Genomic DNA, 15,887 nt, shown 5'->3' with positions numbered 1-15,887 from the left:
CGTCCGCCAGTCAGCCCCGGGCTACCAGCCGCCTAAGCCGCCTCGTCGAGCAAGCGCAGCAGATGCTTCCGCCCGGCACCGAGAATCTCCTGGAGCGGCGCCGCCGCCTCGTACCACCGCTTCTCGTACTCCCAGCACAGCCATCCGTCCCACCCGTGCCGGCAGAGCTCGTCCACGCACTCGGTGAGCGGAAGCACCCCCGAGCCCAGCGGCAGCGGCATCGTGTCGTCGGCCGACGCGATGTCCTTGACCTGCACGTATCCCAGGTGCGGGGCGAGGGCGGCGTACGACTGCGAGGGCTGTTCGCCGCCCAGCCAGGTGTGCATGACGTCCCACAGCGCGCCGACGTGGCGGTGTCCGACGGGCCCCAGCACGCGGATCGCGGCGGCGCCGGTGCGGTGGGAGTCGTGCGTCTCCAGCAGGACGCGCACCCCGAGCGCGGCGGCGTCCTCGGCGACGGTGCCGAGCCGCCGCGCGGCCATCGCGTCGGACTCGGCGGCGGGCAGGTCCGGGTCGGCGCCGGGGAAGACCCGGACGAAGGGGGCGCCGATGTCGTGGGCGAGCTGCACCAGGGCGCGTACGGCGTCGACGACCGGGCCGTCCTCGCCGGGCGCGGCCACGCGCGCGTACCCGGCGACGGCCAGGATCTCGACGCCCGCCGCCTTGAACGCGGCGGCCACGTCCGCCCGTTGGGCCGCCGTGAGGCCCGGGTGCACCGGCTCCTCCGGATGGGCACGCAGCTCGACGCCGTGGTAGCCGTGCGTGGTGGCGAGCGCCAGCACGTCCGGCAGCGGAAGACCGGGAACTCCGAGGGTGGAGAAGGCTAGCTTCATGGTCACGGACCCTACTCGTCACTCGCCCGACCGGTGCAGATCCAGGCGCCAGTCCTGGCCGATCAGGTCTTTTCCGAAGGAGCGGTGCGGCTGCTCGGCGGTGAGCACGAAGCCGTGGCGTAGGTACACGCGCCGGGCGGCGCCGAGCACGTCGTTGGTCCACAGCACCAGGTCGCGGTAGCCGACCCCGCGCGCGAAGTCCACGACCGCGCCGACCAGCAGGTCCCCGATGCCGCGCCCCCGTGCCTCCGGCTCGACCAGCAGCAGCCGCAGCCGTGCGGTGCCCGGGGCGTCGTCCCGTACGCACATCACGCAGCCCACGGGCCGCCCGCCCAGCTCGGCGATCCACACCCGCTCCAGATGCGGATCGTGGTCCTCGGCGAAGTCGGCCACGATCCGGGCCACCAGTCCCTCGTAGTCGGCGTTCCAGCCGTACTCGGCGGCGTACAGCGCGGCGTTGCGCTGCACGATCCAGCCGAGGTCGCCGGGGCGGGGCTCGCGCAGCGCGACCTCGGCAGGTCCCTGCGGGGCCGTGTCACCGAGGACCCTACGGAGGGCGCGCAGGGCCTCGGCGGTGCCCCGTCCGCTCGCGGTGAGCACCACCCGCGTGCCGGAGGAGTCCCGCTCGACCAGTCCGGCCCGCTCGACCGCGTCGAGGATCCGGGTCAAGGTCAAGTGCCCGTCCGTCAGGCCGAGTCGGGCCCGCAGCCCGGCCTCGTCGGTGCCGTCGGCATGCGCGAGTTCGGACAGCACCCGGTCGACGGCGAGGATGTCCTGGACGGTCATGGCCGGCCCCCGGTGGTTGGCGACGGTTCGCAGTGGTTGAACGATTCAAGTACGTTGATTTCCCTTGCTGGTTCCCCTCTTTCCCCGGTCCGGCCCGCCTTTGACTTCCCCGCCCTCTCATCGTAGGTTTAATGACGAACGTCACTTATGTCCGTTTGGCATCAAGAGTGACGGATCCGCCGTAGATCGCCCTTGCGAGCGGCGGACCCCGCCCGGAGCTGCGCGCAGGCTCCGGAGCGTCAGGAGGGCGGCCCCATGGCGGCCGCCGGACAGAAAAACCACACCCTCGGAGAGGGGCTCATCATGCGCGCGCACACCACCCGTATCAAGAGAGTGGCCCTCGTGGTCTGCTCGGCACCGATCCTGGCCCTCGCGGCCGGAGCCGGAGTCGCCAGCGCAGCCACCAGCTCCGCACCGACCGCGGCCGTCGCGTACGACCACGGTGGCGGTGGCGGCTGGGGCTGGGGTGACGACCACGGCGGTGGCGGCTGGGGCTGGGGCGACGGCGGCGGCTGGGGTTGGGGAGACCACGGCGGCGGCTGGGGCGACGGCGGTGGCTGGGGCGACGGCGGCGGCTGGGGCTGCTGACCCACCCACAGTGAACTGACCTCACACCCCCGACAGTGAAAGGTGGATCCGGGTGCCCGACCCATGGGCACCCGGATCCCTGTGACCAGCCGGTTCCACGGAGCCGGCGGCCGTGAAGGCGGTGACCGGATGAGGATCGTCTGTGTGGGCGGAGGCCCGGCCGGGCTGTACTTCTCGATCTCGGCGAAGCTGCGGGACGCCGGGAACGAGATCACCGTGATCGAACGCGACCCGCCCGAGGCCACCTACGGCTGGGGCGTCGTGTACTGGGACGACCTGCTGGACATCCTGCACTCCAACGACCCCGAGAGCGCCCGCGCGATCAGGGCCGGCTCGGTCCTCTGGCAGGCGCAGGAGATCCAGGTGCACGGCGGCGGGCACGACGGTACGGCGTACTTCGGGGGCTACGGCTACAGCATGGGCCGCGCCGCGCTGCTGGAGATACTGACCCGCCGCGCACGCTCCCTCGGTGTGGACGTGCGGCACGGAGAGCGCCTCGCCGACCCCGCCGACCTGCCCGAGGCCGACCTGATCGTGGCCGCCGACGGGGCGGGCAGCCGGATCCGGCAGAGCCGCGTCGAACGCTTCGGCACGAAGACGGAGACCGGCCGCAACCCCTACATCTGGCTCGGCACGGACCGGCAGTTCGACAGCTTCGTGTTCTGCTTCGAGAAGACCGAGGCCGGCTGGATCTGGTTCCACGCCTACCCGTCGATCCGGGGCATCAGCACCTGCATCGTGGAGTGCTCCCCGGAGACCTGGCAGGGCCTCGGCCTGGACTCGACGGAGCCCGAGGAGGCCGTGCCGCTGCTGGAGAAGATCTTCCACCGGGCGCTCGACGGCCACTCCCTGATCAGCCGGTCACGCGGCGCCCCGGCCCAGTGGCAGCGCTTCACGCACCTGCGCAACGAGACATGGGTCGACGGCACGGATCGCCACCGCCCCGTCGTCCTGGCCGGCGACGCCGCACACACCACCCACTTCACGCTCGGCTCCGGCACCCGGCTGGCGATGATCGACGGGATCGTGCTGGCCCACAGCCTCGCGCACCACGCGGATCTGCGGGCGGCGCTGCGGGCGTACGACGAGCACCGGCGCGCGGAACTGCACCCCGTACAGGCCGGCGCGCGCTCCAGCATGGCCTGGTTCGAGCGCCTCGACGACTACCTGGAGCGCGACCCGGTCTCCTTCGCCTACGCCATGGCCGTCCGCACCGGCCGCCAGTCCCCCTGGCGCTACCAGGCCCACCTGGCCAACCAGATCCCCGCCCTGCGCAAGGCCCGCCTGGCCTACGACACGGGCCGCCGCTGGTACCGGGACCGCAGAAGGGGCCAAACCCCGCTGCCACTCCTGGGCCGCTCCGTCCCGCCCGGGACCCCCTCGAAGACCCCCTGAGCATCGGCCCCCGTCTCCGTCAAGGGCAACGGCACCGTCGTCAGCGGGGGAGGGGCGGCCGGGCCGCTCCCTCACCCCCGGGGTGCCCCCGAGGACCCCCTGACCATCAGCTCGCCGCGGACGGTCGCGATGCCGCCGGGGGGTGGTTCCTCGCGCCCCATGGCGATCCGCCCGGCCCTGGCCCCCGCTTCCGCCAGCGGCAGCCGCACCGTCGTCAGGGCAGGCACCGCGTCGATGCTGAACGGCAGGTCGTCGAAGCCGGCCACCGAGACGTCCTCCGGAATCCGCAGCCCGGACTCGCGCAGCGCCGCGCACGCCCCCAGCGCGACGGAGTCGTTCGCGGCGACGATCCCCGTCAGCCCCGGATCCCGCCGCAGCAGCTCCAGCGTCGCCTCGTACCCGGACCGGCGGTCGTAGCGGCCGTACACCGTCCAGCGCGGATCCTCCTCGACCCCCGCCGCCGCCAGCGCCTCCCGGTGTCCCTCCAGCCGGTGCCGCGTCGTCGTCCGCTCCTCGGGTCCGGCGATGTAACCGAGCCGGCGATGCCCGAGCCCCAGCAGATGCTCGGTCAGCCGGCGCGCACCCCCGCGGTTGTCGAACGTCAGGGCCACGGCCCCGGTGTCCTCTGCCTGCGGCCGCCCGCACAGCACCACGCGCGTCCCGGCCTCCGCCAGCTTGCGCAGCTTCGCCGCGACCGCCGCCGCGTGCGGCGCGTCCTCCACGGCACCGCCGGTCAGCAGCACCGCCGCCGCCCGCTGGCGCTGCAGCAGGGTCAGATACGTCAGTTCACGCTCGGGCGACCCGCCCGTGTTGCACACGACCGCCAGCCGCTCACCGCCCGCCCGGCCCCCGCCCGTGCCCCCGATCTCGGCCTGGATCGCGGACGCCATGATCCCGAAGAAGGGGTCGGCGATGTCGTTCACCAGGATTCCGACCAGGTCGGAGGTGGCGGCGGCCAGCGAGCTCGCCGGGCCGTTGAGGACGTAGTCCAGCTCGTCCACCGCCCGGAGCACCCGCTCGCGTGTGGAGGTGGCCACCGGGTAGTTGCCGTTCAGTACGCGCGACACCGTCGCGGGGGAGACCTGGGCGCGGGCCGCCACATCCGCCAGGGTCACCGTCATGTCGTCGTCCTCCGGTCGTGCTTCGTGTCGTACGCCCTCGTAGACAGCCAGTTCCTGCTCGTGGTTCCGAGCGGACGTCCAGCAGACCTTAAAGCCATCGACCCCGGATGTTCGCCCCCTCGAACAACTCGAAGGGGCAACGGTCTTGTACAGACCACTGTTCAGAGGCTAGCTTCTCCGTGTGTAGAAAGCGCTTGCTGCGAGTGGTGCAGAGGGGACTCACGTGACACGCAAGACGGTGCGCATCGCCATGAACGGCGTGACCGGACGCATGGGCTACCGCCAGCACCTCGTCCGGTCGATCCTCGCCCTGCGCGAACAGGGCGGCCTCGACCTGGGCGACGGCACCGTGCTGTGGCCGGAGCCGATCCTGCTCGGCCGCCGCGAACACGCGCTCCGGGAGATCGCCGAGCGCCACGGGCTGGACGAGATCTCGACGGACGTCGACGCGGTGCTGGCGGATCCGTCGGTGGACGTCTACTTCGACTCCCAGGTCACCTCCGCGCGCGAGGAGTCGATCAAGAAGGCGATCGCCGCCGGGAAACACGTCTACACCGAGAAGCCGACGGCGACGGGCCTGGCCGGCGCCCTCGAACTCGCCCGGCTCGCCCACGACAGGGGCATCAAGCACGGCGTCGTCCAGGACAAGATCTTCCTGCCGGGCCTGCTCAAGCTGAAGCGGCTGATCGACGGCGGCTTCTTCGGCCGGATCCTGTCCGTCCGGGGCGAGTTCGGCTACTGGGTCTTCGAGGGCGACTGGCAGCCCGCCCAGCGCCCGTCCTGGAACTACCGCGCCGAGGACGGCGGCGGCATCGTCGTCGACATGTTCCCGCACTGGGAGTACGTCCTGCACGAACTGTTCGGCCGGGTGACCTCCGTCCAGGCCCTCGTCACCACCCACATCCCGCAGCGCTGGGACGAGAACGGCAAGCCCTACGACGCGACGGCGGACGACGCCGCCTACGGCGTCTTCGAACTCGACGGCGGCGCCGTCGCCCAGATCAACTCCTCCTGGGCGGTCCGCGTCAACCGCGACGAACTGGTCGAGTTCCAGGTCGACGGCACCGAGGGCTCGGCGGTCGCGGGTCTGCGCAACTGCCGTGTCCAGCACCGCAGTTCCACCCCCAAGCCGGTCTGGAACCCGGACGTCCCCGCCACCGAGGTCTTCCGCGACCAGTGGCAGGAAGTCCCGGACAACGGGGACTTCGACAACGGCTTCAAGGCCCAGTGGGAGCTGTTCCTCAAGCACGTCCACGCCGACACGCCGTACCACTGGGACCTGCTGGCCGGCGCCCGTGGCGTGCAGCTCGCCGAACTGGGCCTGAGGTCCTCCGCCGAGGGCCGCCGCCTCGCCGTACCGGAGATCTCCCTGTGACCATCCAACTCCCTTCCGCAGACGGCGTGTTGCGGACGTACGAGCCCCGCACGGAACCGTTGGCGCTCTCGCCGGGTACACCCTTCACCTCCCGTACGGTCTTCTCGGCGGCCCACGTCGTCGCCGACCCGTACGCCGACGTCTCGCCCGACTCGCCGGCCGCCGTCGACTGGGACGCCACCCTCGCCTTCCGCCGCCATCTGTGGTCCCACGGGCTGGGGGTCGCGGAGGCCATGGACACCGCCCAGCGCGGCATGGGCCTGGACTGGGCGGGCGCGGCCGAGCTGATCCGGCGCAGCGCCGCCGAGGCGAAGGCGGTGGGCGGCCGGATCGCCTGCGGTGCCGGCACCGACCAGATCACCGACGGGTCTCTCGTGGAGATCCGCGCGGCCTACGAGGAGCAGCTCGCGGTCGTGGAGGAGTCGGGCGCCCAGGTGATCCTGATGGCGTCCCGGGCCCTGGCCGCCGCGGCCCGGGGGCCCGAGGACTACCTGGAGATCTACGGCCACCTGCTGCGCCAGTCCGCCGAGCCGGTGATCCTGCACTGGCTGGGCCCGATGTTCGACCCGGCGCTGGCGGGCTACTGGGGCTCCGCCGACCTGGACGCGGCCACCGACACGTTCCTGGAGGTCATCGCCGCGCACCCGGACAAGGTCGACGGCATCAAGGTGTCGCTCCTGGACGCGCGGCGCGAGGTCGACCTGCGCCGCCGTCTCCCGCGCGGGGTCCGCTGCTACACCGGCGACGACTTCCACTACCCCGAGCTGATCGCGGGCGACGGCCAGGGCTTCAGCCACGCCCTGCTCGGCATCTTCGACCCGCTGGGCCCGCTGGCGGCGCAGGCGGTCCGGGTCCTGGACACGGGGGACACGGCCGGTTTCCGTGGCCTGCTGGACCCCACGGTCGCCCTGTCCCGCCACCTCTTCCAGGCCCCCACCCGTTTCTACAAGACCGGCGTGGTCCTCCTGGCCTGGCTCGCGGGCCACCAGGCGCACTTCACGATGGTCGGCGGCCTCCAGTCGGCCCGCTCCCTCCCGCACCTCGCCCGCGCCTACGAACTCGCCGACGGCCTCGGCCTGTTCCCCGACCCGAAGCTCGCCGAGGAACGGATGAAGAACCTGCTGTCCCTGTACGGGGTGACCTCATGACACCGCCGGATCTCTCGCGATTCAGCATCAACCAGATGACGGTGAAACAGCTGTCGCTCCCGGAACTGGTGTCGGCCTGCGGCGAGTCGGGCGTGACCCAGGTGGGCCTGTGGCGCGAGCCGGTCCAGGAGTACGGCGTGACGGAGACGGCGAAGCTGGTCCGTGAGGCGGGCCTGACGGTGACGACGCTGTGCCGGGGCGGCTTCTTCACGGCGATCGACCCGGAGGCGCGGGCAGCGGCCCTGGCGGACAACCGACGCGCGATCGAGGAGGCGGCGACGCTCGGCACCGACACGTTGGTCCTGGTCTCCGGCGGCCTCCCGCCCGGCAGCAAGGACCTGCGGGCGGCGCGCGAGCGCATCGCCGACGCCCTCGCCGAACTCGGGCCGTACGCCGAGCAGCACGGCGTACGCCTCGCCATCGAGCCCCTGCACCCCATGTACGCTTCCGACCGCTGCGTCGTCTCGACCCTGGCCCAGGCCCTGGACCTCGCCGAGCGCTTCCCGGCGCACCAGGTCGGGGTGACCGTGGACACCTACCACATCTGGTGGGACGACCAGGCGCCCGCGCAGATCGCCCGGGCGGGGGCGGGCGGCCGTATCCACACCTTCCAACTCGCCGACTGGGTCACCCCGTTGCCCGAGGGCGTCCTCAACGGCCGGGGCCAGATCGGCGACGGCGCGATCGACATGCCCGAGTGGCGGGGATACGTGGAGGCGGCGGGCTACTCGGGCCCGATCGAGGTCGAGCTCTTCAACGACGAGCTGTGGGCCCGGGACGGGCGGGAGGTGCTGGCGGAGACGGTGGAGCGGTTCCTGACACGCACCGGGAAGTGAACCGGACGGCCCGGCCCCTGAACGGGCATGTCCATGGGGCCGGGAGCCTTTTTTGGTCAGCGCCATCACCTCCGCGCGGCCGCGCACTCCCGGGTGCCGGCGATCTCGGTCCGTTGACGACTGGATGAACTGGGCGGCTCGCAGGTCACTGCTTGACTGGGCACATGGAACTGCGTCAACTTCGCTATTTCGTGGCGGTGGCCGAGGAGCTGCACTTCGCCCGTGCCGCCGAGCGGCTGCTGATCGCCCAGTCGGCCGTCAGTCAGCAGGTGCGGCGGCTGGAGCGGGAGTTGGGGGCCGGCCTCTTCGACCGGTCACCGCGCCGGGTGCGGCTGACCGAGGCCGGGCAGCGGTTTCTGCCGGCGGCGCGCGAGGTGCTGGCCGCCGAGCAGCGGGCGCGGGCCGCGGTGGCCGACTACGCCGCCGACCGCGGTGAGCGGTTGCGGGTGGGCACCAGTACGGGAATGGGGGACCGGCTGGACCAGGTGCTGGAGGCGCTGGCCGGGGTGGCTCCCGAGCTGAGGGTGGAGCTGGCCTCCGCCCCCACCGCCGTACGCCTGGAGCAGGTCGCCCGCGGGGAACTGGACGCCGCGTTCGTGCGCGGGGTGGAGGAGGGCCCCGACGGGGTCCGGCTGGTCCCGGTGTGGCAGGACCGGCTCCTGGTGGTCCTCGGTGCGCGGCACGCTCTCGCCGGTCAATCACGGGTGGAGTTGGGTGAGTTGAGCGGTCTGCCGCTGTATCTGACCGCGCGGCGCAACAATCCGCCGCTCGTCGACCTCGTCGTGGGCGCATGCCGGGACGCCGGCTTCGAGCCCGTACCCGGGCCGGCGGCGAGCTCGTTGCAGGACACCCTGGCCGCGCTGGGCGCGGGCAGCCCCGGCTGGAGCGTGGTGTACGCCTCGCACGCCGCGCAGCTGGCCACCGGGCGGGTCGCCTTCCTGCCGGTGAGTTCCCCTCTCGTCCTGCCGACGGCGCTCGCCGTGCCCCGCACCGCACCTGCGGCCCGGGTCGCGTCCCTCCTGGAGGCCTGCCGGGCGATCGGCGCGAGCGATCGCGCATCGTGAACGCTGCGTGCGCGAAGTGCCCCTGGGTGCCGGGCCCCGGATCGGGTGGACTGGGAGTCGAAGCAAGCACCGACCATCGACTCCAGGAGCTGACCATGCCCATCGTCACCGTCCAGCAGGGCCCCCGCAGCGTCGAGCTCAAGCGCGAGCTGATCGCCCGCATCACGGACGCCTTCGTGGACGCCTACAAGATCCCCGCCGACACGGTCCAGGTGTGGATCAACGAGACCCCGGCCGACAGCTGGGGCTCGGCCGGCGTCCTCACCGCCGACAGGTAGCCGTCCGACCAGCCATCTGCCCGCCCCCGCCGCGAGAGGAACCACGACCTCATGACCACCGCCGACCGAACCGACCGCACCGAGCCCGACGCGCCCAGGGGCGTGGTGCTGCGCTACTTCGAGGCGCTCGCCGCCGGGGACCAGGAGACCATCCGGAACAGCTGGGCCGAGGACGGCAGTTGCTGGTACGGCGGTGACCTGCCCATCTCCGGCACCTGGCAGGGCCGGGACCAGGTGATCAACGGCTTCCTGGCGACCGCCTTCGCCCACCTGGACCCCGACCGCGAGATCGGCCTGAAGGTCACCAACGTCTTCGGCGAGGGCGAGCAGGTGCTGGTCGAGTGGGACTCCTGGGCGACGGGAAGGACCGGCAGGGCCTACCACGAGCACAACATCGGTGTCTTCACCGTCCGCGCCGGAAAGATCGTCAACATGCGCGAGTACGCCGACACCCAGCACTGGGAGCGGGCGCTCGTCGCCCCGTAGGCGGGAACGACATCCCTAGAAGAACACCCCGCACCGCAGCAGCACGTTCGCGTACGGCCGTGCCTCCCCGGTGCGGACCACCAGCCGGGCGCCCGCCGAGAGCTCCTTCAGCCGCTCGTGCGGCACCAGCTCCAGGTCGCGGAAGTGACCGTCCAGCAGCGCCCGGTTGGGGCCGCGCAGCTCCCGAGCCGCCGTCGCACCCTCCACCACCAGCTCCGCCAGCAGCCCCTCCAGCACCTCCGCGAACGACGGCACCCCGGCCCGGAACGCCAGGTCCACCACGCGCGGCCCGGCCGGGATCGGCAGGCCGACGTCGCACACCAGCACCCCGTCCCCATGACCCAACTCGGCCAGCGCCCCGGCGAGATGACGGTTCAGGATCCCCGCCTTCTTCACCGGGCGTCGACCTCCCGCGCCGTCGGGTACGACTCCTGCGCGCCCCGCTTCGTCACGGCCGCCGCGCCGACCCGCGCCGCGTACCCCGCGGCCTCGGCCGGCGAGGCCCCCGACCCCAGCTTCCAGGCCAGTGCGGCGGTGAAGGCGTCGCCCGCGCCCGTGGTGTCCACCGCGTCCACCTTCACCGACGGCACGCGCGTCACCCCGGAGGAGTCGCACACCAGCGCCCCCTCCGCGCCCAGCGTCACCACCACCGAGCGCGGGCCCCTGGCCAGCAGCAGCTTCGCCCAGTCCGCGGGCTCGTCGCTCACGCACGCGTCGCCGAGGACGATCCGGGCCTCGTGCTCGTTGACGATCAGCGGGTCGCAGGCCGCCATCACCTGTGCGGGAAGCGGGCGGGGCGGCGACGGGTTCAGTACGAAGCGGGTGTCCGGGGGCAGTTGCCGCACCACCTCCGCGACCGTCTCCAACGGGATCTCCAGCTGCGCCGACACCACCCGCGAGGCGTGGAAGAGGCTGCCCGCCGCCCGGACGTCCGCCGGGGTGAGCCGGGCGTTGGCGCCCGGCGACACCACGATGCTGTTGTCCCCGGACGGGTCGACGGTGATCAGCGCCACGCCCGTCGGCGCCCCGCCCACCAGCACGCCGACCGTGTCGACGCCCGCCGCGCGCAGGGAGTCGAGCAGCAGCCGGCCGTGGCCGTCGTCGCCGACCCGCGCCAGCAGGGCCGTGTCCGCGCCGAGCCGGGCGGCGGCCACCGCCTGGTTGGCGCCCTTGCCGCCCGGGTGCACGGCCAGGTCGCCGCCGAGCACCGTCTCCCCGGCGGCGGGCCGCCGTTCGACGTCGATCACCAGGTCGGCGTTGGCCGACCCGACGACCAACAGGTCGTAGTCGTACATCAGTTGACTCCCCTTGATGCCCATGGACGCCCGTGATGCCTGTCGATGCCCGATGTCCTGGGCGTCGATTCTTCCTGGACGCCCCGGCGTCAGCCGGTGAACCCGGCCACGTTGTCCTTCGTGACCACCTTCACCGGCACCTTCACCGTCGGCTCCACCTTCTTGCCCTGTACGGCCTTCAGCGCGTTGTCGACGGCGATCCTTCCCAACTGGCTGGGCTGCTGGGCGACCGAGGCGTACAGCGTGCCGTTCTTCACCGCCGTCAGCCCGTCCGGGGTGCCGTCGAAGCCGACCACCTGGACCGACTTCCCGGCCTTGGAGCCGAGCGCCTTGATCGCGCCGAGCGCCATCTCGTCGTTGGCGGCGATGACGCCCTGCACGTCCGGGTGGGCCTGGAGCAGGTTCGACATCACGTCGAGTCCCTTGGTGCGGTCGAAGTCGGCGGGCTGCTGGGCCAGCACCTGGATGCCCGGGTAGGCCTTCAGGCCCTGGGCGAAACCGGCCGCTCGCTCGCGGGCCGCGGACGTACCCGCCTGGCCCTGAAGGACGACGATCTTCCCCTTGCCGCCGAGCTTCTCGGCGATCGTCCTCGCGGCCAGCTCACCACCGGCCACGTTGTCGGACGCCACCAGGGTGTTCACATCCGCCTTGTTCACCCCGCGGTCCACGGCGACGACCGGGATCCCCGCCTTGTCGGCGGCCTTCACCGAGTTGCCGGCCGCGTCCGAGTCCACCGGGTTGACGATGATCGCGCCGAGGCCCGAACTGGTGAAGTTCTGCAGCTGGTTGGCCTGCTGGGAGGCGTCGTTCTGGGCGTCGGTGACGGTCAGGTCCACGCCCAGCTTCTTCGCCTCGGCCTGGGCACCGGCCCGGATCTGCACGAAGAAGGGGTTGTTGAGGGTGGACAGCGACAGACCCATGCGCGGGGCCGTGGACGAGGACGAACCCGTGTGCAGGAAGGAGGTCGCGCCGACGACCGCCACGGTCACGACGGCCGCGAGCGCGTACGTCGCCGCCTGCTTGCCCTTGCCGCCGCCGGGGCCGTTCGCCACCGGGCTCGCCCCGGCCCTGCGGCGCACGGTGTCCAGCAGCACCGCCAGCGCGATGACGACACCGATCACGACCTGCTGCCAGAACGCCGACACGGACAGGAGGTTGAGGCCGTTGCGCAGCACCGCGAGGATCAGCGCGCCGATCAGCGTGCCGGACGCCTTGCCGGTGCCGCCCGCGAGCGAGGCACCGCCGATGACGACCGCGGCGATCGCGTCCAGCTCGTAGCCGTCGGCGGCCTGCGGCTGGGCGGAGGACAGCCGGGAGGCCAGTACGACACCGGCGACCGCCGCGAAGAGACCGGACAGCGCGTAGATCGCGAGCTTCTGCTTCGGCACGCGCAGACCGGAGAGCCGGGCCGCCTCCTCGTTGCCGCCGATGGCGTACATGGAGCGCCCGATGTACGTCCGCCCGAGGACGACGGCGGCGACGATCCCCATCACCACCATGACCAGCACCGGCACCGGCAGCCAGCCGCCGAGCGTGTCACCGAGGTGCGAGACCGAGCCGGGGAAGGCGATCGGCGAACCCTGCGAGATGACGAGGGCCAGGCCACGCCCCACCGACAGCATCGCCAGCGTCGCGATGAACGGCGGCAGCTTGCCGTAGGCGATGAGGAAACCGTTCACCAGACCGGCCACGACACCCGTGCCGAGCCCGAGCACAACGGCGACCGCCACCGGCACTCCGTGCTGCGCGGCGCTCCAGGCCAGCACGGTGGCCGACAGTGCGGCGACCGACCCGACCGACAGGTCGATGCCGGCCGAGACGATCACGAAGGTCACACCGAAGGCGAGGATCGCCGTCACGGCCGCCTGCACACCGATGTTGAGCAGGTTGTCCGTCGTCAGGAAGTCCCCGGACAGCGCCGACAGGGCGATGACCAAGGCGATCAGCGCGGTGAGCGCGCCGTTGTCGAGGAGCAGCCGGCGCAGGCCGCCGGTGGCGCCACCCGCGCCCGTCGTGCTCTTGAGCGTGTCAGTGGCCACGGCTGGCCTCCTTGTCGGACGTGTCGGTCTTGCTGCTGGTGGGGGTGGAGACGGCGAGCGCCATCACGGCGTCCTGGGTGGCGTCGGCCGCCGACAGCTCGCCCGCGATCCGGCCCTGGGCCATGACCAGCACCCGGTCGCTCATCCCGAGCACCTCCGGCAGATCGCTGGAGATCATCAGTACGGCGGCTCCGGCCGCGGTCAGTTCGTTGATCAGCTGGTAGATCTCGACCTTGGCGCCGACGTCGATCCCGCGCGTCGGCTCGTCGAGGATCAGCACCTTGGTGTCGGCCAGCAGCCACTTGCCGATGACGACCTTCTGCTGGTTGCCGCCGGACAGGGTCCGCACCTGCTGCCCGAGGCCCGCCATCCGCACCCCGAGCTGCTCGGCGATCCGCCGGGCGGCGTCGTGCTGGCCCTTGCGGTCGACGAATCCGCCCCGGCTGGCGGCCCGCATGGTCACGAGCCCGAGGTTCTCCTCGACCGAGGCGTCCAGCACGAGCCCCTGCCCCTTGCGGTCCTCGGGGACGAGCCCGATCCCGGCCGCCATGGCCGCGTTCACGTCGTGCCGCCTGAGCCGGTCGCCGGACACCCGCACGACCCCGCCGTCGTACGGATCGGCCCCGAACACGGCCCGCACGACCTCGGTCCGCCCGGCCCCGACGAGCCCGGCGATCCCGACGACCTCACCGGCGTGCACCTCGAAGCCGACGTCGTGGAACACCCCGTCCCGGGTGAGCCCCTCGACGGACAGCAACGCCGCTCCGCGCTCGGCCCGTTGCCGCGGATACTGCTGCTCGATCGACCGCCCGACCATGAGCCGTACCAGCTCCTCCTCGGGCGTCGCCGCAGGCACCTCCCCGACGCTCCTGCCGTCCCGGATGACGGTGACCCGGTCGCCCAGGGCGGCGATCTCCTCCAGGTGATGGGTGATGAAGACGATCCCGACGCCGTCCGCGCGCAGCGAGCGCACGATGCCGAAGAGCTTCTCGACCTCCTCCGACGTGAGCACGGCCGTCGGCTCGTCCATGATGAGCACGCGCGCGTCCAGGCTGAGCGCCTTGGCGATCTCGACCATCTGGAGCCGGGCGATGCCGAGTTCACGCACACGCGTGCGAGGCGACACATCGACCCCCACGCGCGCGAGGAGGGCTGCGGCGTCCGCCTCCATCGTCTTCCGGTCGATCATCCCGAAGCGCCGCGGCTGCCGCCCGAGGAAGATGTTCTCGGCGACGGTGAGGTCGGGCACCAGGTTGAACTCCTGGTAGATGGTGGCGATGCCGAGCCGCTCGGCGTCCTGCGCACCGTGGATGCGCGTCTCCCGGCCGTCGACGAGAATCCGTCCGCCGTCGGGCGTGTAGGCCCCGGAGAGCATCTTGATCAGCGTGCTCTTGCCGGCGCCGTTCTCACCGAGCAGCACATGGACCTCGCCCCGGCGCAGATCGAAGTCGACGCCGTCGAGCGCGACCACGCCGGGGAAGGTCTTGCGTATGCCCTCGATGCGCAGCAACTCGTCCGGGTTGCTCACGACGTGCTCCTGTTCCTCGGGAGGTGCTCGCCGCACGAGCGGCGCACGACGAGCCGGGCGAAGAGGGCGACGGACGCGCCGGCCCGCCCCTCGATGCGGTCGACGAGGGCCCGCACGGCGGCCCTGCCCAGGTCACCGGTCGGCTGGGCGATAGCGGTGACGGGCGGATCGGTGTGCACGAACCAGGGGATGTCGTCGAACGCGGCCAGCGCGATGTCGTCCGGCACACGCAGCCCACGCGCGCGTACGGCATCGAGCGCACCGAGCGCCATGAGGTTGTCGGCCGCGAAGACGACCTCCGGCGGCTCGGGCAGATCCAGGAACCCCTCGGTGACCCGCCGCCCGCTCTCGGCCTGGAAGTCGCCCTGGCCTATGTAGGCGTCAGGGAGTGGAAGGCCGTAGTCGGCGAGTGCGGCCCGGAAGGCCTCGACCCGCTCACTGCCGGTCGTGGTGGCGGCGGGCCCGGCGATGATGGCGAGCCGCCGGTGTCCGAGCGCGTGCAGATGCGCCACGAGATCCCGTACGGCGCCCCGCCCGTCGGCCCGTACGACGGGCACGTCCACCCCGGGGATCCACCGGTCCACGAACACCATGGGCGTCCCGGCCCGGACGGCGTCCAGCATGAGCGGGGAGCCGCCGTCGGTGGGGGAGATGAGCAGCCCGTCGATCCGCCGATCGAGCAGGTTCCGGACATGGTGATCCTGGATCTCGGGCCGCTCGTCGGCGTTCCCGATGATCACGCTGTACCCGAGCGCCCGGGCCTCTTCCTCGACGGAGCGGGCCAGCTCGGTGAAGTAGGGGTTGAGCACGTCGCTGATGACGAGCCCGAGGGTGTGGGTCTGGTCGGTCCGCAGGGACCGGGCGACGGCGTTCGGCCGATACCCCAACGCCTCGACGGCGGTCAGCACACGCGTGCGTGCGTCCGCACTGACCGACGGATGCTCGTTCAGGACACGCGACACCGTGGCCACGGACACCCCGGCCGAGGCGGCGACATCCTTGATGCTCGCCAACGCCGACTCACCTCCTCGTGAGACTCGTGGACGGCCCCGCGTGTAATCGTTTCCACGCCGAGCCGTCAGGGAGGATTGGAAACGATTACACGGCGCGCGGGC

At 72.2% G+C, this 15,887-nt stretch carries 16 protein-coding genes; 8 read left to right on the top strand and 8 right to left on the bottom strand.

Features of this window, described 5'->3' with window-relative positions; genetic code table 11:
- Window positions 1–32 precede the first annotated feature (32 nt).
- Together AC4OXY_RS20655 and AC4OXY_RS20650 are read right to left on the bottom strand one after the other, a co-directional pair.
- On the bottom strand, window positions 33–833 hold the full coding sequence (locus tag AC4OXY_RS20655; protein WP_491994401.1) for a sugar phosphate isomerase/epimerase family protein: 801 nt from the start codon (window positions 831–833) through the stop codon (window positions 33–35).
- 18 nt (window positions 834–851) lie between these two features.
- Complete coding sequence (locus tag AC4OXY_RS20650) at window positions 852–1,619, bottom strand: GNAT family N-acetyltransferase (RefSeq protein WP_491994400.1); 768 nt, start codon at window positions 1,617–1,619, stop codon at window positions 852–854.
- Window positions 1,620–1,874: 255 nt separating this feature from the next.
- Here AC4OXY_RS20650 and AC4OXY_RS20645 point away from each other — a divergent pair, with 255 nt between their 5' ends.
- Together AC4OXY_RS20645 and AC4OXY_RS20640 are read left to right on the top strand one after the other, a co-directional pair.
- Entirely contained in the window at window positions 1,875–2,207 is a 333-nt protein-coding gene (locus tag AC4OXY_RS20645; RefSeq protein WP_356023139.1) for a hypothetical protein, read from the top strand.
- A 129-nt stretch (window positions 2,208–2,336) separates the two neighbouring features.
- The gene (locus tag AC4OXY_RS20640) at window positions 2,337–3,602 is read left to right on the top strand and encodes an FAD-dependent monooxygenase (protein ID WP_356023137.1); all 1,266 of its coding nucleotides are present in this window, start codon (window positions 2,337–2,339) and stop codon (window positions 3,600–3,602) included.
- Between the two features lie 71 nt (window positions 3,603–3,673).
- On the opposite strand, the gene AC4OXY_RS20635 is transcribed toward AC4OXY_RS20640, so the two are convergent.
- Window positions 3,674–4,723, bottom strand: coding sequence for a LacI family DNA-binding transcriptional regulator (locus AC4OXY_RS20635; RefSeq protein WP_356023135.1), 1,050 nt, complete (start codon window positions 4,721–4,723; stop codon window positions 3,674–3,676).
- Between the two features lie 223 nt (window positions 4,724–4,946).
- Between AC4OXY_RS20635 and AC4OXY_RS20630 the strand changes: the two genes are divergently transcribed.
- The 6 genes from AC4OXY_RS20630 (at window position 4,947) to AC4OXY_RS20605 (ending at window position 9,910) form a co-directional block, all read left to right on the top strand.
- The gene (locus tag AC4OXY_RS20630; RefSeq protein ID WP_491994399.1) at window positions 4,947–6,098 is read left to right on the top strand and encodes a Gfo/Idh/MocA family protein; all 1,152 of its coding nucleotides are present in this window, start codon (window positions 4,947–4,949) and stop codon (window positions 6,096–6,098) included.
- A complete protein-coding gene (locus AC4OXY_RS20625; protein ID WP_491994398.1) occupies window positions 6,095–7,246 on the top strand; it encodes a dihydrodipicolinate synthase family protein in 1,152 nt (383 codons plus the stop codon). Before AC4OXY_RS20630 ends, AC4OXY_RS20625 begins: the two co-directional genes overlap by 4 nt.
- The gene (locus AC4OXY_RS20620) at window positions 7,243–8,082 is read left to right on the top strand and encodes a sugar phosphate isomerase/epimerase family protein (RefSeq protein ID WP_491994397.1); all 840 of its coding nucleotides are present in this window, start codon (window positions 7,243–7,245) and stop codon (window positions 8,080–8,082) included. Before AC4OXY_RS20625 ends, AC4OXY_RS20620 begins: the two co-directional genes overlap by 4 nt.
- A gap of 164 nt (window positions 8,083–8,246) precedes the next feature.
- Complete coding sequence (locus AC4OXY_RS20615; protein ID WP_362819680.1) at window positions 8,247–9,146, top strand: LysR family transcriptional regulator; 900 nt, start codon at window positions 8,247–8,249, stop codon at window positions 9,144–9,146.
- Between the two features lie 95 nt (window positions 9,147–9,241).
- Window positions 9,242–9,424: a 4-oxalocrotonate tautomerase DmpI gene (gene dmpI, locus AC4OXY_RS20610; RefSeq protein ID WP_356023120.1), complete on the top strand. Its 183-nt coding sequence runs from the start codon at window positions 9,242–9,244 to the stop codon at window positions 9,422–9,424.
- A gap of 51 nt (window positions 9,425–9,475) precedes the next feature.
- The gene (locus AC4OXY_RS20605) at window positions 9,476–9,910 is read left to right on the top strand and encodes a nuclear transport factor 2 family protein (protein ID WP_356023117.1); all 435 of its coding nucleotides are present in this window, start codon (window positions 9,476–9,478) and stop codon (window positions 9,908–9,910) included.
- A gap of 15 nt (window positions 9,911–9,925) precedes the next feature.
- On the opposite strand, the gene rbsD is transcribed toward AC4OXY_RS20605, so the two are convergent.
- From rbsD to AC4OXY_RS20580, 5 genes are all read right to left on the bottom strand, one after another.
- Entirely contained in the window at window positions 9,926–10,306 is a 381-nt protein-coding gene (gene rbsD, locus AC4OXY_RS20600; protein ID WP_356023115.1) for a D-ribose pyranase, read from the bottom strand.
- Window positions 10,303–11,205 (bottom strand): ribokinase, encoded by a 903-nt coding sequence (locus AC4OXY_RS20595; protein ID WP_356023273.1) that lies wholly within the window; start codon window positions 11,203–11,205, stop codon window positions 10,303–10,305. The genes rbsD and AC4OXY_RS20595 overlap by 4 nt, the downstream gene beginning before the upstream one ends.
- 89 nt (window positions 11,206–11,294) lie before the next feature.
- A complete protein-coding gene (locus AC4OXY_RS20590) occupies window positions 11,295–13,244 on the bottom strand; it encodes an ABC transporter permease/substrate-binding protein (RefSeq protein WP_402063216.1) in 1,950 nt (649 codons plus the stop codon).
- Window positions 13,234–14,772, bottom strand: a complete 1,539-nt coding sequence (locus tag AC4OXY_RS20585) for a sugar ABC transporter ATP-binding protein (protein ID WP_362819677.1) — start codon at window positions 14,770–14,772, stop codon at window positions 13,234–13,236. Before AC4OXY_RS20585 ends, AC4OXY_RS20590 begins: the two co-directional genes overlap by 11 nt.
- The gene (locus AC4OXY_RS20580) at window positions 14,769–15,785 is read right to left on the bottom strand and encodes a LacI family DNA-binding transcriptional regulator (protein ID WP_491994396.1); all 1,017 of its coding nucleotides are present in this window, start codon (window positions 15,783–15,785) and stop codon (window positions 14,769–14,771) included. Before AC4OXY_RS20580 ends, AC4OXY_RS20585 begins: the two co-directional genes overlap by 4 nt.
- Window positions 15,786–15,887: the final 102 nt, after the last annotated feature.

The organism is Streptomyces sp. HUAS MG56, from assembly GCF_058673395.1.
Note: the sequence above shows the minus strand (reverse complement) of the source record. Positions and strands in the feature narration are given on the sequence as shown.